The organism is Dasania sp. GY-MA-18 (assembly GCF_024734385.1).
GTDB lineage: Bacteria > Pseudomonadota > Gammaproteobacteria > Pseudomonadales > Dasaniaceae > Dasania > Dasania phycosphaerae.
This window is the reverse complement of the sequence record NZ_JANHAP010000002.1, coordinates 205,717-227,111: the sequence shown is the minus strand read 5'-3', so window position 1 is coordinate 227,111 and position 21,395 is coordinate 205,717. Positions and strand designations below refer to the sequence as shown.

At 47.1% G+C, this 21,395-nt stretch carries 22 protein-coding genes; 6 read left to right on the top strand and 16 right to left on the bottom strand.

The window, feature by feature from the left end; translation table 11 throughout:
• Positions 1-3: 3 nt before the first annotated feature.
• A complete protein-coding gene (locus NO559_RS03475) occupies positions 4-315 on the bottom strand; it encodes a Rieske (2Fe-2S) protein (protein WP_258330399.1) in 312 nt (103 codons plus the stop codon).
• An 82-nt stretch (positions 316-397) separates the two neighbouring features.
• Here NO559_RS03475 and NO559_RS03470 point away from each other — a divergent pair, with 82 nt between their 5' ends.
• Complete coding sequence (locus tag NO559_RS03470; RefSeq protein ID WP_258330398.1) at positions 398-1,552, top strand: patatin-like phospholipase family protein; 1,155 nt, start codon at positions 398-400, stop codon at positions 1,550-1,552.
• Between the two features lie 3 nt (positions 1,553-1,555).
• On the opposite strand, the gene NO559_RS03465 is transcribed toward NO559_RS03470, so the two are convergent.
• Positions 1,556-2,635 (bottom strand): DUF2806 domain-containing protein, encoded by a 1,080-nt coding sequence (locus NO559_RS03465; RefSeq protein WP_258330397.1) that lies wholly within the window; start codon positions 2,633-2,635, stop codon positions 1,556-1,558.
• Positions 2,636-2,983: 348 nt separating this feature from the next.
• On the opposite strand from NO559_RS03465, the gene NO559_RS03460 reads away from it, so the two are divergent.
• Together NO559_RS03460 and ylqF are read left to right on the top strand one after the other, a co-directional pair.
• Complete coding sequence (locus tag NO559_RS03460; RefSeq protein ID WP_258330396.1) at positions 2,984-5,419, top strand: EAL domain-containing protein; 2,436 nt, start codon at positions 2,984-2,986, stop codon at positions 5,417-5,419.
• A gap of 21 nt (positions 5,420-5,440) precedes the next feature.
• Positions 5,441-6,373, top strand: coding sequence for a ribosome biogenesis GTPase YlqF (gene ylqF, locus NO559_RS03455; RefSeq protein ID WP_258330395.1), 933 nt, complete (start codon positions 5,441-5,443; stop codon positions 6,371-6,373).
• Positions 6,374-6,409: 36 nt separating this feature from the next.
• Here the strand turns inward: ylqF and NO559_RS03450 are convergent, their stop codons facing one another.
• Together NO559_RS03450 and NO559_RS03445 are read right to left on the bottom strand one after the other, a co-directional pair.
• Positions 6,410-7,609 carry an NAD(P)/FAD-dependent oxidoreductase gene (locus NO559_RS03450; protein ID WP_258330394.1) on the bottom strand — a complete coding sequence of 400 codons (1,200 nt, stop codon included), beginning with the start codon at positions 7,607-7,609 and terminating at the stop codon, positions 6,410-6,412.
• A gap of 12 nt (positions 7,610-7,621) precedes the next feature.
• Positions 7,622-8,920 (bottom strand): DEAD/DEAH box helicase, encoded by a 1,299-nt coding sequence (locus NO559_RS03445; RefSeq protein ID WP_258330393.1) that lies wholly within the window; start codon positions 8,918-8,920, stop codon positions 7,622-7,624.
• A gap of 112 nt (positions 8,921-9,032) precedes the next feature.
• On the opposite strand from NO559_RS03445, the gene mtnA reads away from it, so the two are divergent.
• Complete coding sequence (gene mtnA, locus NO559_RS03440; protein WP_309149056.1) at positions 9,033-10,118, top strand: S-methyl-5-thioribose-1-phosphate isomerase; 1,086 nt, start codon at positions 9,033-9,035, stop codon at positions 10,116-10,118.
• On the top strand, positions 10,115-10,759 hold the full coding sequence (locus NO559_RS03435; protein ID WP_258330392.1) for a class II aldolase/adducin family protein: 645 nt from the start codon (positions 10,115-10,117) through the stop codon (positions 10,757-10,759). Before mtnA ends, NO559_RS03435 begins: the two co-directional genes overlap by 4 nt.
• Here NO559_RS03435 and NO559_RS03430 read toward each other — a convergent pair whose 3' ends face one another.
• A complete protein-coding gene (locus NO559_RS03430) occupies positions 10,760-11,062 on the bottom strand; it encodes a hypothetical protein (RefSeq protein WP_258330391.1) in 303 nt (100 codons plus the stop codon).
• Between the two features lie 124 nt (positions 11,063-11,186).
• Between NO559_RS03430 and gspD the strand changes: the two genes are divergently transcribed.
• Positions 11,187-13,010 carry a type II secretion system secretin GspD gene (gene gspD, locus NO559_RS03425; RefSeq protein ID WP_258330390.1) on the top strand — a complete coding sequence of 608 codons (1,824 nt, stop codon included), beginning with the start codon at positions 11,187-11,189 and terminating at the stop codon, positions 13,008-13,010.
• A gap of 166 nt (positions 13,011-13,176) precedes the next feature.
• On the opposite strand, the gene NO559_RS03420 is transcribed toward gspD, so the two are convergent.
• The 11 genes from NO559_RS03420 to gspG all read right to left on the bottom strand — a co-directional run bounded on the left by NO559_RS03420 (position 13,177) and on the right by gspG (position 21,380).
• Positions 13,177-13,995: a universal stress protein gene (locus tag NO559_RS03420; RefSeq protein WP_258330389.1), complete on the bottom strand. Its 819-nt coding sequence runs from the start codon at positions 13,993-13,995 to the stop codon at positions 13,177-13,179.
• A 99-nt stretch (positions 13,996-14,094) separates the two neighbouring features.
• Positions 14,095-15,048: a D-2-hydroxyacid dehydrogenase gene (locus NO559_RS03415; protein ID WP_258330388.1), complete on the bottom strand. Its 954-nt coding sequence runs from the start codon at positions 15,046-15,048 to the stop codon at positions 14,095-14,097.
• 74 nt (positions 15,049-15,122) lie between these two features.
• Positions 15,123-15,692: a general secretion pathway protein GspB gene (locus tag NO559_RS03410; protein ID WP_258330387.1), complete on the bottom strand. Its 570-nt coding sequence runs from the start codon at positions 15,690-15,692 to the stop codon at positions 15,123-15,125.
• On the bottom strand, positions 15,692-16,672 hold the full coding sequence (locus NO559_RS03405; RefSeq protein WP_258330386.1) for an ExeA family protein: 981 nt from the start codon (positions 16,670-16,672) through the stop codon (positions 15,692-15,694). Before NO559_RS03405 ends, NO559_RS03410 begins: the two co-directional genes overlap by 1 nt.
• 2 nt (positions 16,673-16,674) lie before the next feature.
• Complete coding sequence (locus NO559_RS03400; RefSeq protein ID WP_258330385.1) at positions 16,675-17,175, bottom strand: type II secretion system protein M; 501 nt, start codon at positions 17,173-17,175, stop codon at positions 16,675-16,677.
• The gene (gene gspL, locus NO559_RS03395; protein ID WP_258330384.1) at positions 17,172-18,449 is read right to left on the bottom strand and encodes a type II secretion system protein GspL; all 1,278 of its coding nucleotides are present in this window, start codon (positions 18,447-18,449) and stop codon (positions 17,172-17,174) included. Before gspL ends, NO559_RS03400 begins: the two co-directional genes overlap by 4 nt.
• Positions 18,439-19,377, bottom strand: coding sequence for a type II secretion system minor pseudopilin GspK (gspK, locus tag NO559_RS03390; RefSeq protein ID WP_258330383.1), 939 nt, complete (start codon positions 19,375-19,377; stop codon positions 18,439-18,441). Before gspK ends, gspL begins: the two co-directional genes overlap by 11 nt.
• A complete protein-coding gene (gspJ, locus tag NO559_RS03385; RefSeq protein WP_258330382.1) occupies positions 19,377-20,030 on the bottom strand; it encodes a type II secretion system minor pseudopilin GspJ in 654 nt (217 codons plus the stop codon). Before gspJ ends, gspK begins: the two co-directional genes overlap by 1 nt.
• A complete protein-coding gene (gene gspI, locus NO559_RS03380; protein ID WP_258330381.1) occupies positions 20,030-20,395 on the bottom strand; it encodes a type II secretion system minor pseudopilin GspI in 366 nt (121 codons plus the stop codon). The genes gspJ and gspI overlap by 1 nt, the downstream gene beginning before the upstream one ends.
• A complete protein-coding gene (gene gspH, locus NO559_RS03375; protein WP_258330380.1) occupies positions 20,392-20,952 on the bottom strand; it encodes a type II secretion system minor pseudopilin GspH in 561 nt (186 codons plus the stop codon). Before gspH ends, gspI begins: the two co-directional genes overlap by 4 nt.
• Positions 20,949-21,380 (bottom strand): type II secretion system major pseudopilin GspG, encoded by a 432-nt coding sequence (gene gspG, locus NO559_RS03370; protein ID WP_258330379.1) that lies wholly within the window; start codon positions 21,378-21,380, stop codon positions 20,949-20,951. The genes gspH and gspG overlap by 4 nt, the downstream gene beginning before the upstream one ends.
• Between the last annotated feature and the right edge of the window lie 15 nt (positions 21,381-21,395).

Here is a 21,395-nt window from a genome sequence, read left to right as displayed (position 1 = left end):
TGCCTACAGCCAAACCCCCAACTCATTACCTTGATGGCTAAGCTCATAGGTTTTTAACGCCCTACAAGGCTCTTCACTGTAGTGCAGTAACCGCCCCCCGGCGATGGCAAACTCATAACCATGTAAGGGGCAGCGTATTTTATCGGTACTGATATCCGACTCCGATAAGGGGTGGCCGCGATGCGGACATAGGCTCTCTAACAAATAGACCGTGCCAGCATTTTGTATTAACAGCAGATTATGATGGTCGATTTTTATTTGTTTTCTATAACCGTCATGCAAGTTAATAAGTTTTTCTAAGGAGTAAAATTGCATAGAGCAGCACTCAAATTCATGGCAAACTGGTTAATTATTAGTACACTGTTAGTCATAATCAGAATTAAACCGAGTATAGTCTTTGCCCAAATCAATTAACACCAAACAAACTGCCCTATTAATGCCCGGTGGCGGTGCCCGTGCGGCTTATCAAGTGGGCGTAATCAAAGCACTGGCCACCATCATACCGACCAGCCAAAGCCGCGACCCCTTTCCCATCTTATGTGGCACCAGTGCTGGGGCACTTAATGCCATAGGTCTAGCCAGCAGAACCGACGGCTTTGTTAATGCCAGTGCCTGGTTGGAAAACTTATGGTTAGAGCTAAGCCATCAACATGTATACCGCAGCGACCTCATCGGCTTAAGCTTTAATGCCTGGCGCCTGGCCTTATCCCTATTCAACGCCGGTATCGCCGTGGGTAGGCCTGTAGCGCTATTGGATAATGCCCCGCTGCGTAAACTGCTAAAAAGAAAAATCAATTTCGCCGGCATCAGCGAAAATATCCACCAGGGTAATATTACCGCCGCCTGCGTAACCGCCATGAATTATACCGAGGGCAGCTCCGATAGTTTTTTCCAAGGTGGACCCGCCAATTGCGAATGGCAGCGCTGGCGCCGCCAGGGTATACCCACCCCACTGCAGCTACCACACTTGCTAGCCTCCTCAGCCATACCCACCATATTCCCTCCGCAGCGTATACGCCGCAATTACTATGGTGATGGTGCGCTACGGCAAATGAACCCTATCAGCCCGGCGCTGCATTTAGGCGCCGATAAAATATTGATTATTTCCGCCAATGGCCATAAAAAAATCTATGACAAGCCACCTAGGCGCGTGCACTCACCCGCTTTTGGCCAAGTGCTAGGCCACTTACTTAACAGCGCTTTTGTGGATAGTTTAGAGAACGATATAGAAAACCTAGAGACCATCAACCGCCTAGTGGATAACTGCAGCGACGCCCGCGGCCATTCGCCCGAGCATAAACTAAGAAAAGTGAGATCCTTTGTTATCTCGCCCTCACAAGATATAGACGCCATGGCTACAGAGCATATTAATGAGCTACCGGCAACAGTGCGCTTTTTTCTTAAGATGTCGGGCAGTGGCAGGAATGATGGCGGCGTCAATATTGCGAGCTATTTATTATTTACTGAGCAGTTTTCCCGCGACTTAATCAAAATGGGCTTTAAGGACACGCTGGATCAAGCCGATAAGGTGTTAAACTTTTTAAACGATTAGACTTTACAGGGGCATTTTTTCATCAAAATGCTCACCACTGCGATCAACCTTCCACTCCCCCAGGGCCACAGTAAAGCCCTGGCGCTTGATAAAAGCTGCCACTTCAAATAAGTAGGCTAAATCGGTAGTCGTAGAGTGCAATGACATCAGCTCCCTACCTGCGCGGCTAACCTTAAAGATAGGTAAAGACAAACTTTTATCAGCCTGCTCGGCCTGCACCCGCATAGCTTTGTTACCACAGGGTAAAAAAGCCTCAAAATAATGGGGGCTTTGTGATTTGACCTGTTTCAGCATGGGCTCCATGCCATAACCTGAAATCAAGCCCAAATCGTCCATACTCTCCAGTAGTTTATGGTATAGCTCGGCGTCAAAATAGCCTTGCGAGGCGTTAAAGATAAACTGGCCAAAACTAAACTTACTCAATATGGCCAGCATTTCCAAATCATCGGCATTGAGCTGACGTAGCATATAAATACTGCTCATAGCGTAGCTGTTGGGCTGAGCAATTTCCTGTATTAGCATGCGTGCTAGGATAGTTTGCATCTCGGGGTTGAATACATCTTGAGCGATGCTTTTCCAACAAATCATCCACTCTGCCGAAACACTAAACTGACTAACAGGCCGATCATCGGCCGCATAGATTTCAGCCTCAGCTAGCAATATGATTTTGCGCAGGTTCAAGGCGCGCTCCAAATCCCTGATACCCACCTCTTTGGCGGCGGACTCCAACATGGAGGCAGATGACTGCTTACCCACATCGGTAAACTCATCTATGCTACTATTTTCTATAATTGAGTGAGTAGCCACCGTATCAATACGCGGGGTATCGATGAGCTTGCCGCGGCTATCAATACACTTTAGGCCTTGATGAATTAAGTTTACATCTTGCTCGGCCTCAAAAATGGCCGCCATCTCCAACTTTCTCACCTCATGTCTATTGCGATGTTCACGCCGGATCTGGCCAGGACTAAGCAGTCCGCTATCCTCGCCATCAAACAAATGCTGCCAGAGCTTATCCAGCCACTGCTGTTTGATACGGCCACTAATAACATCGGTTTGCATAGAAAGTTCTGGCTGCATCATAGTTATCACATGCTTATTAACTGGGTAGGCTAACAACTAAACAAACGTGGTAGTTCATAGGACTTATTAGCCCCGGCAACCACAGGCGGTTTATTGATCACCCAGGCTTTAGTACCGGCTAATTTGGCCGACAAATACTAGTTTTATTATAGCGCTTAGCGAGTAAACGATTGATCAGCTAAAGCTTACTGCGTATTTCTACTATAAACAAATACTTAAGCAATACTTTAAAACTGAATAATTAGCTTTTATCGTCTATAATCGCTGTAGCTATACCAGCATACACCCAATAATACAGCATCAGTGGCCGCCCACGTGATAACTAAAACTAGCCTGTAGTATCATTGAATGAAGCGACTAAATTTTATTAACAACCAGCCGCTAGCGGTCAAACTTACTGCAGCCTGCCTAACGACCAGTATTATTAGCCTAATCATCGCTATGATTGCGCTTAATATTTACGACAAAAACACCTATAAATCATTACTGCGTGATGAAGTCAGCTTACTAGCCTCGGTGATTAGCAACCGCAGTGTAGAATCGGTTTTATTTAACGACAAGCAATCTGCCCTAAACAATCTCAACCCACTATCCTATCGCAGCAGTATTATAGGTGCCTGTATTTATCGGGTTAATACCCCTCCTCAACCCGCCACCAGCACCCTAGCCAGCTACCCCAATGACAAAATTTTTTGCCCTAGCACACAACCCAAGGCCATTAAAATTATTGAGCCCAGCCACGGCCGCTTTATAGACTTTATTCACCCAATTAAAGCCGATAAAGAGATAATTGGTTATCTGTATGTCAAAACGTCACTATCTGAGCTAAGCACCAGAACCCAACAGAGCTTTAAAGTATTTCTAGTGATTATTATTGTCGCCAGTTTTATCGCTTTGTGGCTGTCCAAAATTATTTCTTTCAAACTTATTAGCCCCTTGCGCGACCTGGGGCTTACTGCCAGAAAAGTTGCCCAAGTTGATGATTACTCTTTGCGGGCAAAAAAAATTAATGACGATGAAATTGGCGGCGTAGTCGACTCCTTTAACCATATGCTCAATGTTATTGAACATGAGCACGATAGACTGCGCGAGAGTGAAGAAAAGTTTCGGCTAATCAGCGCCTCATCAAAAGTAGGTATTTTTCAGCTCAACCCACAGGGCGAATGCACCTTTGCCAACGAAGAAATGTCTTACATCACCGGCCTGCCCATTACCCAAATATTAAAAGAATCCTGGTTATCGGTGGTTGAACCTGAAGACCGTGCAGCCTTAAAAGCACAATTCAACACCATGATGAGCACCCATATTCCCATTAATATTAACTGCAGCATCAATGGCATAGAAAAAAAATGGATTAGCGGCCATGTCGGTGTGTTACGCGGCAACAGTGATGAGATTTTAGGCTATTTAGGCTCTATCAATGATGTAACAGAGATACGGCAGGCACAAACTCAATTAGAACACATGGCCTTTTATGACACCCTTACAGGCCTAGCTAATAGACGTTTATTTAGAAACCGTTTAGAACATGTTTTAAACAATCTGTCGCGCAGTAAGCACAGCCTAGGCTTGATCCTACTAGACCTTGATCACTTCAAAGAGATTAACGACTCTATGGGGCACGACGCTGGTGATAGGCTACTAACTATTATTTCCGAGCGCTTACAACAGTGCGTTAGGTCCAGTGATACGGTCGCGCGCCTAGGCGGCGATGAGTTCGCTATTATTTTACCCATAGTGCACGACAGCATAGTCATTTCTACTATTGCCGAGAAAATTATTGAGGCTATACACCGCCCCATACAGCTACAAGAAAACGAGTTTAGAATTTCTGCCAGCTTGGGTATAGCTATGGCCCCGGACGATAGCAGCCAAGCTGAAGAACTCATCAAACAGGCCGATATGGCCCTGTACAAAGCCAAGGATACCGGCAGGAACAATTACCAGTTCTTTACCGATGATATTAATCAAAAATTAGTCACTCACTTGGATTTAGTACGCGACCTGCGCTTAGCCATTAGCAATGAAGAATTCCACCTAGTGTTTCAGCCTCAACTCTGCCTTAACAGCTATAAGTTAACAGGTTTTGAAGCGCTAATACGCTGGACCTGCCCCAAGCGCGGCTTTGTCCCCCCCGACCAGTTTATCAACACCGCAGAAGATACCGGCTTAATTATCCCCATAGGCCGCTTAGTGATTAGCAAAGCCTGTGAGCAATTAAAAAGCCTAATACAGGAGCAGCTGGTTGCTGACAATGTAGTCATGACGGTTAATATTTCCGCCAAGCAATTTCAAGACGAAAGCCTCATCAGCCATATAAAAGATGAACTGCAGCGCAACAATATACCAGCCCATCAGTTTGAAATAGAACTAACCGAGTCCATCTTAATGGAGAACATTGATGAGGTAATCATCAAGCTCAAGCAAATCCAACAGCTAGGCATACTGATCTCCATAGATGACTTTGGCACTGGTTATTCTTCGCTGGGCTACCTTAAGCAGCTGCCGGTTAATATCATCAAAGTCGATCGCTCCTTTGTCTCTGATATACCCGAAAGCAAAGACGATATGGAAATTACCGCCGCAGTGATTGCTATGGCGCATAAACTTAATTATCTCGTGGTCGCCGAGGGCGTAGAAACCCAGGAACAACTAAACTTTTTACGCAGTTGTAAATGCAATTACGGTCAAGGCTACTTATTCAGCAAGCCTCTGGCCAGCCAAGACCTGCTAGCGTTTTGCAAAAACTATAGCGCCACCAGTATTAGCCAGCAATACAGCTAACCCCTAATCTTAGAGTTATTTATGTCTATACATTGGTACCCCGGTCACATGCACAAAGCCAGTAAAGAAATGGCCGAAGTGCTACCGCAGGTGGATATTATTATTGAGCTACTCGATGCTCGCATCCCCTATAGCAGCTCCAATCCCACCATAGAAAGTCTGCGTAAAGATAAACCCTCAATAAAACTATTGAGCAAAAGCGACCTGGCGGATCCAGAAATCACCCAGCAATGGCAAAACTACTACGAGGCCCAAGAGCAAACTAAAACCTTAGCCATCAGCACTGAGCAGCTAGATAGAAATCAACAAATTATTAATCTCTGCCGCAAGTTAGCTCCTCACAAAGAGCACAAAGCCAAAGATATATTGGCCATGATTACCGGCATACCCAATGTGGGTAAATCCACTTTAATTAATAGCCTAGCAGGCCGCGCCGTCGCCAAAACCGGCAACGAACCCGCCATCACCAAAGGTCAGCAGCGTATCAACCTACGCAATGGCATTATGCTATTAGATACCCCAGGTATACTGTGGCCCAAAGTTGACAATGAAAACAGCAGCTACAGGTTGGCAACCACAGGCGCGATTAAAGACACCGCCATGAGCTACGATGACGTAGCTTTTTTTGCCGCCGATTATTTAATCAAACACTATCCCGACAGGCTGCTAGAGCGCTATAAACTAAAACAAGTGCCCAGTTCCGAGCTGGATTTTCTAGAACAGCTAGGCGCCCAACGCGGCTGCTTACGAGCTGGTGGCCAAGTTGACCTAGAGCGCGTCTCTACTATTTTTCTCAATGAATTACGGGCTGGCACACTGGGGGGCATCAGCTTAGAAACGCCTACTATGGTAGAACAAGAAAAGCTACAGGTTCAGGCTATGTTAGCAGCCAAAGCGGCCAAGAAAAAACAACGGCTGGAAGAGAGTAAAAATAAAAGAAAACGAAAACGCTAAGTGATACTTTTAGCGATTACTGTTATTTAAATAGCACTATAAATACTGGGCCGCGGCATAGGCCGAAGCCCAGGCCCACTGAAAGTTAAAGCCCCCCAAATGCCCGGTCACATCCACTACCTCACCTATAAAAAATAAGCCCGGCTGATTTTTACTGGCCATGGTTTTAGACGACAACTCATCGGTGTTAACACCACCCAAAGTTACTTCAGCGGTACGGTAGCCCTCGGTGCCTGAGGGCTTTAACTGCCAAGCGGATAAGTTTTCAGCTACCGTTTTTAATACCGCATCGGGTATTTCCGCCATAGCTGTATCAGCATATTGCGGCCAAAACAAGGTCTGCAGCTCGGCCACCAAGGCTTTGGCTAAATGCTGAGATAATAAATTGCGCAATAAGCTTTTAGCATGCTGGCTTTTATAGTTCAGCAATAAAGCCGCTATATCGCTATCCGGCAATAAGTTCATAGTAATAAGCGCGCCGGGCTGCCAGTAGTTGGACAACTGTAAAACCACCGGGCCACTTAAACCACGGTGTGTAAACAACACATTTTCTCTAAAACTGGTATTGGCCGTAGATAATTCCACGTCAACAGCCAAACCCGACAGGCGCTCAGAAATACCTTTAATATGATCGCTAAAAGTAAAAGGCACCAGTCCTGCGGTTCGGGGTAATAAGCTGTGACCAAACTGCTGGGCCAGCTCATAGCCAAAGCCCGTTGCTCCCATGGTTGGTATAGATAAACCGCCGCTGGCTACTACCAGCGATTTGGCGCTAAATGAACCTAGCGATGTGACTAAGTTAAAACCCTGCTCAGACTGATGACTTACCGTATTAATAGTGCAGCGAGTTTTAATAGCCACCTGCCCCAACTCACATTCGGCCAAGAGCATATTCAGTATGTCTTTAGCGCTATCATCACAAAATAATTCACCGTGCTTGCGTTCGTGATAAGGGATTTGATAACGCTCTACCAGCTCTATAAATTGCCACTGGTTATAGCTAGACAAAGCCGACTTGGGAAAATGCGGGTTTTGGCATAAATAATTATCGGGCGTGACGTATAAATTAGTGAAGTTACAGCGGCCACCGCCAGACATCAGAATTTTTTTGCCCACTTTATTGCTGCTATCAAGCACCAATACCCGTAAGCCACGCTGACCCGCCAAGCCCGCACAAAACAGCCCCGAGGCGCCGCCACCAATAATTATGGCATCGTAATGATTAACTAGACTCACAACTAGACGCGCTTATTTTTTCTTTTTCATGGGCGCAAAACCGTCCATAGGTTTTGATGGCCTGGGACCGGTTTTTTTCTTCTTCTTTTTCTTTTTGGGGTCGGCAGCCTTGGTTTTAGTGCGCTTAGTGGTGCTGGCGATTTTACCCGAGCTTTTTAATTTTTTAGGCCCTTTGTACTTGCCCGCCAGGGGCTTAATAGTACGTTTTTCAAAGCTCACCGTAATATAACGCTCTATAGCCGCCATAAGATTCCACTCACGGGCGGTGATAAAACTAATCGCTAAACCTTTTTGCTCTACCCTACCGGTGCGACCTATGCGGTGTATATAGTCATCGCCGTTGCGAGCCATATCAAAATTAATCACTAGGTCTATATCGTTAATATCTATGCCCCGCGAGGCCACATCGGTAGCGACTAAAATTTGGGTGGCACCACTGCGAAAGCTGGTCATGGTTGCCGTTCTATCTTCCTGCGACATATCGCTGTTAATCGACGCGGCGCGGTATTTTTTACCACGTAAAAAACCTCTAACACGATTAGAGTCGGTTTTGGTATTGGTAAACACCAGCGCCTTGCCATAGGTTTCATTACTCAGCAACCAGTGCAATAAGTTCTTTTTATGATCGTAATCATCCGCCAAAATCACTTGCTGCTGAATATTTTTATGCTGCTGCCTATGGCTGTCTACCTGTATAGTTTCAGGCTCAGACAAAATATCGGCAGATAGCTCAGCTATGCCTCGGCGCTCTAGCGTAGCTGAAAATAACAAGGTTTGACGCTGCTCACTGCTGTGGCCTGCGATAGCAGTAACATCATCAAAAAAGCCCAGCTCTAGCATTTTGTCGGCTTCGTCCAGCACTAAAAACTCTAGCTGTGATAATAGCGCCGAACCTTTTTGCAAATGCTCTAATAAGCGTCCCGGTGTGGCGATGATAATTTCCGGGTCCTTGCGCAGTAAGGCTTGTTGATATTTAAAGTCTTCACCACCAATAATTAGCGCCGTTTTTAAATAGCTATAACGACACAGGCTTTTACAGGTTTTAAAAATTTGCTTGGCCAGCTCGCGGGTAGGCGCCAAAATCACGCAACGGCTGCCCTCGCTAATAGCCGCCTTGCCCTCAAACATGGGCTGTAATACTGGCACCAAAAAGGCAATGGTTTTGCCCGTGCCTGTTGCTGCACTCACCCGTAAATCTTTACCAGCCAAAGCGGCAGGTATGGCCTGCTGCTGCACTTCGGTAGGAGTTTTTATGTTTAGCTCTTGTAACGCTCTTAATAAACGCTCATTTAATGGCATTGCTGAGAACATAGGGACGTAAAACCTGAGATAATAAGGTGAGTTCGTCTAGGCACTGCTGCCATATTGACGAAAACGCGGATATTAACAAAAATATCAGGCCATGGCTTGTTAAGAGGTTTTTATTATTACTGCCCCCACCGTTCACTCTGGCGCTACCACGCTAGATTATGACCCCAGTAGCCAATCGGTATGGATTATCGATCAAACCCTGCTGCCCCACCACTACCAACGCGTACAGCTGTTAGAGCTAGAGGATTTTTGCCTAGCTATTGCCAGCATGCAGGTACGTGGCGCACCGCTAATAGGCATTACCGCAGCCTTTGGCTTGGCTTTATCGCTCAACCGCCCCCAGGCCAATGCTGAACAGGCCTATCAAGCACTACTGGCCACCCGCCCTACAGCTATTAACCTGCAATGGGCCTTAGATAAGGTCATGCAGGCCATTACAGCGCAGCCCGCGACCGCTTTTGCTGCCGCCCTAGCTATGGCCCAGAGCCTGCGCGAGCAAGACATAGCCCACTGCTCAACTATAGGCGAGCACGGTGTGGCGCTGATTCAACAGCAGTATCAGCAAAAACAGCGCTGCATCAATATACTCACCCACTGCAACGCCGGCTGGCTGGCCACCATACAATGGGGCACCGCCCTAGCGCCTATTTATAAGGCTCAGCAACTAGGTATACCCGTACATGTATGGGTGGATGAAACCCGCCCCCGCAATCAGGGAGCGCATCTCACCGCTTGGGAGCTGCAGCAAGCGGGTATAGCCCACACTATTATTTGCGACAATACCGGCGGCCACCTAATGCAACAGGGCATGGTCGATATGTGTATAGTAGGTAGCGACCGCACCAGCGCCAATGGCGATGTGTGTAATAAAATAGGCACCTACCTCAAAGCCTTGGCCGCCCACGATAACCACATCCCCTTTTATGCCGCGGTACCCAGCTCCACCATAGACTGGCAAATCGACGATGGTGTTCAACAAATTCCCATAGAGCAACGCGATAGTGCTGAGGTGTTAAGTATTAGCGGCCTGGATGAGCAAGGTATTAGCCGCACAGTTACTGTTAATAGACACTCACCCGCCGCCAACTATGGCTTTGATGTCACCCCGGCTCGGCTGGTCAGCGCCATTATCACTGAGCTAGGCGTTGTGCAGGCCAACAGCAAGGCCTTAGCCAGCTTGCGGGAGCAATTACCATGAGTGAAACAGAGCAACGTCAACAGCTGCTGCACTACGCCCAGCAGCTCAACAGTAGCGGCCTCAGCCTAGGTAAATCGGGTAATATCAGCCTGCGTTGCGAGCAGGGCTTGCTAATCACCCCCTCAGCTGTGGCCTATGATCAGTTGCAGCCACAAGACTTAGTAAAAATTGATTATCAGGGGCAGGCTATAGGCAACAATAACTATCCACCCTCTTCAGAATGGCATTTTCATGCCGCACTGTATCAGCAACGGCCTGAGCATAAGGCTATAGTCCACGCCCACCCCAGTTACTGCACCGCATTAGCCTGCACCCAACGCAACATCCCCGCCTTTCACTATATGGTGGCCATTGCCGGGGGTAGTGAAATCCCCTTAGTGCCTTACGCCCTATTTGGCAGCGAGCAACTGGCGCAACAAATATTGGCAGGTATGCAGCACTACCGTGCCTGCCTATTAGCCAACCATGGCATGATAGCCTGCGGTGAAAACTTAAGCTCGGCGTTTGCCTTAGCCATAGAGGTGGAAGCACTAGCTCAACAATATGTGCTGGCGCTGAGTATAGGTGAGGTAAATTATCTAACCGAGCAACAAATAGCTGCCGCCATAGAGCAATTTAAAAGCTATGGCAAAAGGGATTAACTACAGCGGCTGGGCAAACTCCGCTTCGATTTTATCTTGCAGCTGTTTTCTGCTGGTACCCTGTAATTTCAAGGAAGCTTTCAGGCTGCTGGCACGTTTAGCCTGCCTGGCCAGACGCAAGCAGTGCTGAAACCAGCGCACATCCCGTTGCCCGGCGATCAAGCCCTTAATTAAATCCAGCTCTATACCGGTGCGGTAGGCTATGCGAACGGGGTGTATGCGGTAAACATGAAACTCAGCAACGACTGCGATTTGCTCACGCAAAGGCTTATCACATTGTTTTGCTGCAAGTGGCGCCGACATAGATTAAACCTTGATTAACTAACTTTAATAAACAATGACTAATACAAAAACCCCTGCAATAATAACAACAGCTATAACGATAAATAAAGCGGCCCACAGCATTAACTGATAAACACCCAGCCTTATGAACCCACGCTACTACCGGTTGTTAGTTTTTATTTGCCTTATCACCCTGTGCAATTACAGTACAGCGCAAGATACTGTGGCTGATAACAACAGCCCGGCAGCCAACAGCGATCAGCTGATCACCCTCAATATGCGCGAGGCAGAGATAGTCTCGGTAATACAGTGGATGGCTGAACAGACCCAAAAAAAAATCATTATCGACCCAAGAGTTAGCGGCAAGGTAAGTATATTAGCCAATGTACCCATGAGCCTAGAGCAGGCCTACCATGTGTTTTTAGCCATGCTCAATGTTTATGGCTACGCTGCCGTCGAAAGCGGTGGCATTGTTCGCATTATTCCCAGCGCCGCCGCAAAAACCACAGCGGGCAGTGTTATTAGTAATTTTCAAAATAACCAAGGCAGCCAACAGGCTTTATATGTATACCAAAGCCAAGCACTAAACAGCGAGAAACTACAAAACGCCCTGCGCCCCTTGGTTAGCAGTAGCGGTCACCTTAGCGCCATACCCGGCAGCAACAAGCTGATTATTGCCGATGCCTACGACAACATACACCGCTTAGTGGCCTTGATACAGCAACTCGATCAAGACCAAGAGCTGCAAATACAAACCTTAAAATTACAATACGCCTCGGCCAATACCGTGGCCGCGGTAATCAACTCGCTAATTGCCAGTGACAATAACAGCAGCTTTACCATAGCCAGCGACCAGCGCTCTAATAGCATTTTAATGACCGGTGATCCACTTATTGAAAAACGCGTTAAACAACTGATCGCCCAACTAGACAAACCGATTAGCAGCACCGATAACACCAAGGTTATATACCTGCATTACACCGATGCCGATGAAATGCTGCCCATATTACAAAATATGGCCAAGGCCTTAGCAACCGATAATAAAAATCACAATATCCAAGGCCAAACCATCAATGTCGCAGCCAGTGCCACCACCAACGCTTTAATCGTCACCGCGCCGCCCGATATTTTATACGCTATGGAAAAAGTGGTAGCGCAAATTGACATACGCCGCGCCCAAGTCTTAGTAGAGGCCATTATTGTTGAAGTCAGTGAAGATGTTTCACAAAGGCTAGGCGTAGAGTGGAACACCAGCTTTGACGCCGGTACTGGCACCGAAGCCGCCACCAGTTTTGGTTTAAAACAGTTAAATATAAGCACCGGTGAGGTCTTATTATCAGGTGGGCTATCCGTAGGCTACTACAGCGGCGGCAGCTTGCGCGCCTTAATCAATGCGCTAGCCTCAGAGGTAGATGCCAATATACTCTCCACCCCATCACTAGTGACTCTGGACAACCAAGAGGCCGAGGTATTGGTAGGCTCTAACGTGCCTTTTATTACCGGCCAGGCACTCACCAACAATAATACTAGCGACAACCCCTTCACCACTATAGAAAGGCAAGACATAGGCCTGAGCCTAAAAGTCACCCCACAAATTAACAACGGCAACACCGTTACTCTGGATATAGTGCAAGAGTTAGAAACCATTAGTGACAGCAGCTCAGCAGCCACCGATATAGTCACCAATAAACGCAGTATTAAAACCAAAGTACAAGTACAAAACGACGGCATCTTGGTTTTAGGTGGTTTGATTAGTGATGAGCAAACCGAAAGAGTAGATAAAGTACCTTTACTGGGTGACCTACCCATATTAGGTGCCCTGTTTACCAGCACCAGCACCCAAACACTGCAGCGCAATTTAATGATTTTTATACACCCTAAAATCCTCGCTAATGATATAGAGAGTGAGGCGTTGTCTGGGGAAAAATATCAGCAGATGCAGGATTTGCGAGAACAGTATAAAAGGTAACGGGGATAGTTTTAACACCGCCTATTTGCTGGATATGACAAGCAAGCTAGCTGTTTACGGCGCGTCTTAGCAATAACGGCCTTGCTCCCCACCCAAAACGAACCCATTAACAAGAAAACAAAAAGGGGCGATAAAATCGCCCCTTTTGATCATTTCATTCACAATATTAGTTAACCACAATAGTATCCACATCCAAGTTAGCAATAACCCGCTCTGCGGTATTACCGCGGCGAGTTTTCACCTTACCTGTTTGCCCTAGCGTACCCATCACCACCACATCGGCGTTAACCTTGGTCGCTACCTCGGCAACCACCTCATCGGTGTAACCTTGTAGCACATGTATTTTATCGCTAGCCACACCTGATTTTTTCACCAAATTACCACGGTCAGGGTACTTCATAGAATCTCTATAACCGTTCACCAAGTGCAGGTTGGCGCCATAGGATTCAGCTATCCACTTAGCCCTTTCGATAATGCGAGCATTAAGCGCTTTGTGATCTTCATCTTCAGCTTGGAAATTAACCGCAGCCAATACCACCTTGCGCTCAGTTTTAGCATCAGGACGCACTAACACCACTGGGCAGTTAGCCGTTTTTAACAAGTCCCACTTGTTTTCACTAAAAGTGAAACGACGCTTATTGGTTTTTTTCTGCACTGGCAAATAAATAGTTTCGGCACCAAAATGCTTAGCCTCTTGCAAGATGGACTCTTGCCACTCTAAAGACCAAGAAAAAGACACGCTATAGCTTAAACCAGCAGCCTCTAGCGGCTCTTTGATCGTTTCTATATACCAATTTTGATCGCGGTGCAGGTTGTCGTTATTAGCACGCATATTGGCCGACTCAGAATCCACGCCAACAAACACCTGAATTTGTACCGCATCTTTATCTCTGTAGTGAGAGGTGATAATAGCCCGCTCTAACGCCACCTGCTTATCAATACTGGGGTCTACCACCACAAACACTTTAGTAATACTGCTGGACATAACACACTCCTGTTAACAAGCCGGTAAGAAAGAATAGCAGTGTAAAACAATACCCCTAAAAAAGTGCTGACACAAATCAATTTCTCAATGATTCATAAGCTAAACCTGCTGTATAGGGTCACCCGCTTTATAGGCACTGACTATAGCGGCCAACTGATCAACCAAACGCTGCCTAGAGCCCCGGCTGGCCCAAGCACTATGTGGTGTAATAATCAGATTGGGTATATCTTTTTGCAGTAAAACACTATCTTCCGCAGGAGGCTCGGTGGCCAATACATCCATGGCCGCGCCTGCTATAACACCGCTTTTAAGTGCCTGCGCCAAAGCGGACTCGTCGACTATGCCACCTCTAGCGGTGTTGATTAATAAGGCTGTGCTTTTCATTAGCGCCAGCTGCTGGTCAGTGATCAAATTGCGGGTATGTTCACTCAAAGGACAATGCAAGCTAATGATATCGGCCTGCGCCAATACCGTATTGAGCGGCAACCTGCCGGGCTGGCTTTTATCGCCGGTTAAACTCTCGGCTATGATAATCTCCATATCAAAGGCCTGGGCTATAGCTGCAACTTTTTTCGCCAAGTTACCATAGCCGATTAGCCCCAAGGTTTTACCAGCCAACTCCTGTATGGGGTAATCCAATAAACAAAAGAAGTGGTTTTTAGACCAAGCCCCCTGCTGCACAGCCTGATGGTAATCCAATAAACGGGTACTTAGGGCCAGCATTAAGGTGATAGTGTGTTGCGCCACACTGGCGGTGGAATAAGCACGGGCATTGCAAACCACTATGCCCTGGGCCTTGGCCTGTGCTACCGCAATATGGTCAGTGCCAGTAGCCATAGCCGCTATGAGTTTTAATTGCGGATTTTGCTTTATCGTCTCAGCATCGAGTCTTACCTTATTGCTCAACACCACCTCGGCTGCCGCTATGCGCTCTTGCACTTGCTCGGGACTGGTACTGGGGTAAATTGACCAATCATCCAACTGCGCCATTAACTCACTTAACTGCAAATCCTCTGCGGCTAGCGTATCAAAATCTAGAATTACGCCTTTCATAACAACTCATCAACTGTAAAAAATAAAAAGAACTAGCTCGGCTTAGTAAAGGCCGCAGCAACATCACGAGTGGTTTACCAGGATTCAACCACATCAATACTAAATCGTACTCGGTTTTGCCAAATTAACACCACACCCTGTGGTGTAATCTCTTCTAACTGCAAATCTTTTTCCACCAAGGCCCCCTCCTTGACCCGACGGTTATTAATAATAATCGTGCGCAGGCTGGGGTTGTCGGAATAAACATGAAAAGAAAAGGTTAACCCAGGTATGGCTGTACGGGTATTAGCATCCAAGTCATTAAAGCGTATAGCCGATGCGTTTAAAGACGTAACCGGAGGCTGCTCAACCACGGCCACCGTTTCAGCCTGGGGTAGCGGGCTACTGGCAACCGAGGGCTTTGCCGCTGGCTCACTCACAGCCTGCGGATCAAGTACGGCCATAGACTTATTGGCATAGAAAAAATACCAAGCACCAGCCACCGCCAGCGCAAACAGCAATAACAGCAGTAAAGACAGTATCAACTTGAGTAAGGGGCTGTCGCTGCTGACCAACACAGGGCGATGTATGGTTTGCAAGCTAGGGCCTGCACCCTGCTGGCGCTGCTGATCAGATTTTTTTAAGGCATCTAAAATATACGACATTATAAAGCCTCAACCTGTTCGCTAGGCTGAGGGTTGGCCACAGCGTTGCTTAAGCTAGCATTACCCACACTAACCGCCAGATAGTTGTTTTTGATGAGAAAGGTCAATAGCAAAATCATTAGCGCCATTACCGAGGCGTACACTAAAGGCCTAGGCCACGATTTTTTTAGCCTGTGATGGCTGAAGATTTCATTGGCCGCTTTGTTAACCACCTTGCCATCCACTATTGCCGCATTGCTGGAATACACACCCAGCATACAGCGATCACAGATTAAATTAATTAAGCGTGGCACCCCACCGCTAAACTTATAGATTTTTTTTATGGCTGCCGCCGAAAAAATCTCACTATGGCACTTCGCCACAGATAAGCGGTGCTGTATATATTCGGCCACTTCCGTTTTAGATAAGGGTGATAAATGATGCCTAGCCGTAATGCGTTGCGCTAACTGACGCATATCGTCGCGAGCGAGAATATCGTTTAACTCAGGCTGACCCAATAACACTAGCTGCAGTAATTTTTTTTCATCAGTTTCTAAATTAGTCAGCAGGCGCAGCTGCTCTAATATATCTACTGCCAGGTTTTGCGCCTCATCAATAATTAAAATAGTGTTGCGGCCTTCGGCATGGGCACCCAGCAAATAGGCATTAAGCCTATCTATCATGGCCTTGCTGGTCATACCTTCGCGATAGGGAATGCTAAGTTCTGAAAAAATCGACTGCAGCAACTGATTAATGCTTTGCCGCGGATTGATTATAAAAGCGATATTAGCGTTCTCTGGCAACTGCTGTAACACCGAGCGGCACACCGTGGTTTTACCGGTGCCCACCTCGCCGGTTAGCACTACAAAACCACCCTGGTCACCCACCCCGTAAATTAAATGCGCCAGCGCTTCTCTATGCTTGTCGCTCATATAGAGGTAGCTGGGGTCAGGCGCTATAGAAAATGGCAGCTCGCTTAGGCCAAAATACTCTTTATACATAGCTAACCTTTAATCACCACGCGGGCATTAACATAGGCGGGGTTGCCCTGCTGCTCTATATTAATATTGGACAAACTAATACCGTGTTGTTTTTCTAAATACTCTAACCACAGCACTAAGTTTTTAAACAACACCCGCTCTATATTGATGCGCAGGGTATTTTCATCCTGTGCATCGTAGCGCTGAAACTCTATATAATATTTTTTAGCACTGGAACTGGCTATGCCCAAAATAGACTCGTTGGGATTACGGCGGGGTGCGGTAGCTAAATTGGCAGGGGTGTTGGTTTTCATCCACTGTAAATCGGCTTGCGCTTGCTGATACTGTTGTTTAGCGCTGGCGCTATAGTCTATGCAGGGAACTATCACCCCGTAAACTATTACAATAATAAATAAGAAAACGCTTAATATTTTTACTGCCAGCTGATCTCGCTCTGATAATTGCTGGTAGCGATGCATGCAGGCTTGCACTAGCGGCAGGCTATACCAATCTGCAAGGTTCATGGCTGTGCCTCCACCGTCATATTACTGATCACCGTATTTTCTTGCGCACGGGCGGAACCTATTACCGCTTTAATGCCTATAGCGGATAACTGCTGCTTTAAGCTATCCAGCTGCTCTATGGTTTGGCTACTTAATTCAAAGCGCAATAAATGATTATCCTGTGTATAGGCCAATTGTTTTACTGCAATCTGTCCAGTCTGAGTATAGGGTTTGAATTCTGCTGAGATGGCAGCCAGGGTAGACAAAAAAGCCCCGCCCTCGCCGCTGCTAATTAAACGCAAATGGTTTTGCAATTGCCGTTTAGGGCTAACCACCCGCCGCTCGTTAGGGAATAATTGCTTATAGTAACTAATGCTTTCTTGGCGCAATTGCTCAGCCTGCCAGGAAAAATACCAGGCGCTGGCTAAATGACTGATAACAAACAACAGCAAGCTGGCTGCCGCCGCGATAAATGTAGGCCGCCACAATTCAAAGCCCCCACTCTCTTGTTTGCCCTGCTTATAACCGCCCTGCAATAAATTAATCTGTTCAGCACCCTGCTTAAGTAAATTAGCGGCTAAAATTTCACTAGCCGCCTCTTTATAAAAGCTTTCTTTAACAGCGCCTTGATAGTTTAGGCTAGCCTCTGCTTCAGACTCTGCCTGACTGTAAACACACTGTAAAACAGGTGCGTTATCTTCAGTAAAATTTTCTGCGATTAGCTGGCTATAGATAGCATTAAAGCTGGCTCTTTCGCAGCTCACACCATGGTATAAACCTAAACGTAACAAAACCTGCTCGCCATCGATTAACACGCTGTGCTGTTGCGGCTCTATAGGCACACAAAGCGTGTCTATCACCATGGTTTGTGGGCTGAGCTGATGATGGTGCAATAAATCCAACCATGAAATTAACAGGCTGTGCTCAATAATAGCTACATCTATTTGCTCATGGCTGGGGTCCAGCTGCTGCGGCATAGCCATATGCACTTTTTCTAAGTCTTGGGCGATAAACTCTTCTATGGCAAACGGTAGGGCTTGTTTAATATGGCGCTGGTTGCGGCTGGGTATATTCACCCTCGCCAACAACACGGCATCATTGGGCACTATCACATGTATGGCAACCTCGGCCCTAATCGCAGCGGGCAAGGCTTCCTTGATAGACGCCAAAGCATCACAACCTTTTTGTATTAACTGCTGTGAGTGATCAAATAAAAACCACTGCAACTCACTATCTTGATTTATAGCGAGTGTGGTGATGCGTATGATCAGGCTATGCTGAGAATTATTGATCATGGTGACGTTTCATTATGCGAATTTCGCTCTTATTAGCATTGCGATGTAGCGTTGTGCTTAGCAGGGCAACCCGTCCATCATAAAGGCTTTTTACCCTGACCTCAAAGTACTCACTGCTCACCGAAAACAAGCTTGCCTGGCTTTTAAGTTTGGCAGCAAAAGGCTTATTGAACCATGCCGCTGTGCTCTCTAGACCACCTTGATTTTGTAATTGTTCTATCTGGCTCAGTTCGCTGGCACTTAATGCCGGAACCAAGGCTTTTAACACCGTACCAGTCACCGTATTGAGATTAATTTTACTACCCTGCGGTAACACACTGACATGTTCGGCCAATTCATTATAGGCCTCATAGCTTAAGCCCTCTAACAGGAGCAGCTCGGTTTTATCGTAAAGCGCTCGATTAGCGGCCAAATAGGGCCTAGTCTTATTGCTATAGGCTAAATCTTCAGCGCCGCCAGCACTTAGCTGCTGATTACTATCCAACCAATCCACCAACGCTGGCGCGATGCTGGGCTGAGTGTCTAGTTGATCCTGCAGCTGCTTAAAAGCCTGTAAATAAACGGGGTCAGCCGCATCGTTACTGCTCAGCAAATTATTAATATTAAAACGGCTTTGTAAATCGATAATCTCTATGGTCATCGTGCCCTCGTTAATATTATAACTCTCCAATGGCTGCGCCCAGGTATCTTTAAAGCCATCACTTTTATTAGTACTGCTGGCCATATCTCGGTATAGCAACTGCCTGGCCAGTGACTCCCCACCCAGCGCATAATAATAGGCCTGCTTACTGCTGAATTGATGCTGTGTTTTTTTAATGTCGCGATAATTTACCGCCAATATTTCACTGGCAATCACAGTGATTAAGGCAAACACCAATAACACGCTGACCAGGGCTACCCCCTGCTGTTGAGCCACCCGCCTAGCCATTAGTTAAACCTGTAGACGCGAGATAATAACGCCGTATCTTTCAGTGTAATGCTCATCGCTAAGCCTTTAAGCTCAGGTACATCTTGGGACTGACTGTTTAGCTTTATAGGCCATTGTTTGTGGCTGCCCTGATCGCTAATCGCCTGAGCATCAAAAGCAATTACATTAGCCATTAACAGCTGGGTAATGGGCGATTGGCTGCGCTCTACCCTATCTAAGTGAGGCCAATAATGGCGACGTAAATAGCGCACATTGCTCTGATAATGAGGGCTGCTAGCATCATCGCGCTGCGGGTGATAGCCCACATCATAAGCCACGCGCTGTAACTGGCTGCGCTCTAACATCAGGGGGTTACGCCAGCCCGCACGGGTTAATTCCAAACTATAATCCTCGGCCAAAACCAAGCTGGCCAATTGATCAGCCCCGGCGCGTATGGGCCTATCAGCAAAAAATTGTAAATCGCGGTCTATCACGCTCATGCTGCGCTGCAAGCTGGCCAGCTGCTGCGAGTGCTCTTGGTTTATTTGTTGTGAGCTTATGACTGTACTCAGTAAACGCCCAGAGCCCAGCCCGATTAAAGCGAATATGCTTAAGGCAATAAGCACCTCGATTAACGTCAGGCCTTGCTGACCCAGCTTTAACCGCGCCCGCATTAGTAGCGGCCTCTATAGGCGACCAAGCTAACTAAATCGCCAGCCTTGCCCGCCATGCGTATCTTGATATTTATTTGCCGCAACCAGGGCTCCGAGGTAGCGGCCACCTCACGCTCTAGCTGCCAATCCAAACCGCCCCATTGCAGGGTATTTTCTTCGCGCCCCAGTGCTGGCCAATGTTCGCTCAGCATCAGCGTGGCCAATTCATTCTCGGCAATTATCATGGCGGTCGTTTTATAGGCCAGTTGTTGCTGATGACTGTGGCCATTAGCTATTTGCCTACTAATAGCCATGGCCGAGATGGCTAATATAGCCAAGGCCACTAACACCTCTAATAAGGTAAAACCGCGCCAGCGCAACCTCATCGCAACGCCACTCCATTAAAGCCATCACTATAAACAATACTTTCGCTATTGATGGCAGCCGAGCTTAGGCGCAACTCAAAGGCAGTGATTTCGCCACTGCTTAACAACACAATGACCGGGACAGGCAGCTCATTGCGCTGCTGTTTTTTTAGTTTTTGTAATTGCTGGCGCTCAGTATCGCTAAGGGCTTGGTCCTGTAAACTTAGCTGCAAACTTATAGCACTGGGTAGTTGATAGGCCTTAAATGCCTTATCTTCCAAGGCCTGCCATGCTGATTTTTGCGGGTTAAACCCCAGTATTTGATAGCCCTGCTCGGGCAGCGCTAAGGCCAGTTCCTGGCCTTGCATAACCGCCTCATCAGCTGCAAATTGCAACACGGCCTGTAGCCGTTTGGCTTCGCGATTTAGTTGCTGTTGCGGGCTGGGGCTTAAGTTGGCGCTAAACAAGCCCAGTAGTATACCCAGCAGGGCCAATACTAATAAGATTTCGATTAAGCTAAAGCCCTGCGACTTTTGGCTAATGCCGACGCTATGCCTCACTGGCGCGAGCTGGCTCACGGCGTATCCCAATTCCCTATATCAGCATCATAACCCTCACCGCCCTCTCTGCCATCGGCACCGTGGGAATACAGGTCATAGGCTCCGCTGCTACCGGGGCTAAGATATTGATACTCACCGCCCCAGGGGTCTTGCGGCAACTGCGATTTTTTTAAGTAACCCTCAGGCCGCCAAGACTTAGCCTGAGGCTCACCGCTGGGTTTAACCACTAATGCCTGCAAGCCTTGGTCGGTACTGGGGTAATGGTGGTTATCTAATTTATACATATCTAAGGCCTGCTCCAAGGTGGCGATATCGGCCCTGGCAGCGGTCACCCGAGCTTCATCCACCCGCCCTAAAATATTAGGCGCGACCAGACCTATCAGCACGCTGATGATCACCACTACCACCATGATTTCTATTAATGTAAAACCCTTTTGTAAGCCCACAGGCCACCTCCGCGA

Coding starts and splice junctions, on each gene's coding strand:
- gspK (WP_258330383.1), bottom strand. CDS start 19,377: ATGGCTAGGCGGGTGGCTCAACAGCAGGGGGTAGCCCTGGTCAGCGTG.
- ylqF (WP_258330395.1), top strand. CDS start 5,441: ATGTCTATACATTGGTACCCCGGTCACATGCACAAAGCCAGTAAAGAA.
- gspI (WP_258330381.1), bottom strand. CDS start 20,395: ATGAGGTTGCGCTGGCGCGGTTTTACCTTATTAGAGGTGTTAGTGGCC.
- NO559_RS03410 (WP_258330387.1), bottom strand. CDS start 15,692: ATGTCGTATATTTTAGATGCCTTAAAAAAATCTGATCAGCAGCGCCAG.
- NO559_RS03420 (WP_258330389.1), bottom strand. CDS start 13,995: ATGTCCAGCAGTATTACTAAAGTGTTTGTGGTGGTAGACCCCAGTATT.
- NO559_RS03465 (WP_258330397.1), bottom strand. CDS start 2,635: ATGATGCAGCCAGAACTTTCTATGCAAACCGATGTTATTAGTGGCCGT.
- NO559_RS03400 (WP_258330385.1), bottom strand. CDS start 17,175: ATGAACCTTGCAGATTGGTATAGCCTGCCGCTAGTGCAAGCCTGCATG.
- gspJ (WP_258330382.1), bottom strand. CDS start 20,030: ATGCGGGCGCGGTTAAAGCTGGGTCAGCAAGGCCTGACGTTAATCGAG.
- NO559_RS03430 (WP_258330391.1), bottom strand. CDS start 11,062: ATGTCGGCGCCACTTGCAGCAAAACAATGTGATAAGCCTTTGCGTGAG.
- gspL (WP_258330384.1), bottom strand. CDS start 18,449: ATGATCAATAATTCTCAGCATAGCCTGATCATACGCATCACCACACTC.
- NO559_RS03415 (WP_258330388.1), bottom strand. CDS start 15,048: ATGAAAGGCGTAATTCTAGATTTTGATACGCTAGCCGCAGAGGATTTG.
- NO559_RS03405 (WP_258330386.1), bottom strand. CDS start 16,672: ATGTATAAAGAGTATTTTGGCCTAAGCGAGCTGCCATTTTCTATAGCG.
- NO559_RS03475 (WP_258330399.1), bottom strand. CDS start 315: ATGCAATTTTACTCCTTAGAAAAACTTATTAACTTGCATGACGGTTAT.
- NO559_RS03435 (WP_258330392.1), top strand. CDS start 10,115: ATGAGTGAAACAGAGCAACGTCAACAGCTGCTGCACTACGCCCAGCAG.
- NO559_RS03445 (WP_258330393.1), bottom strand. CDS start 8,920: ATGTTCTCAGCAATGCCATTAAATGAGCGTTTATTAAGAGCGTTACAA.
- gspD (WP_258330390.1), top strand. CDS start 11,187: ATGAACCCACGCTACTACCGGTTGTTAGTTTTTATTTGCCTTATCACC.
- NO559_RS03460 (WP_258330396.1), top strand. CDS start 2,984: ATGAAGCGACTAAATTTTATTAACAACCAGCCGCTAGCGGTCAAACTT.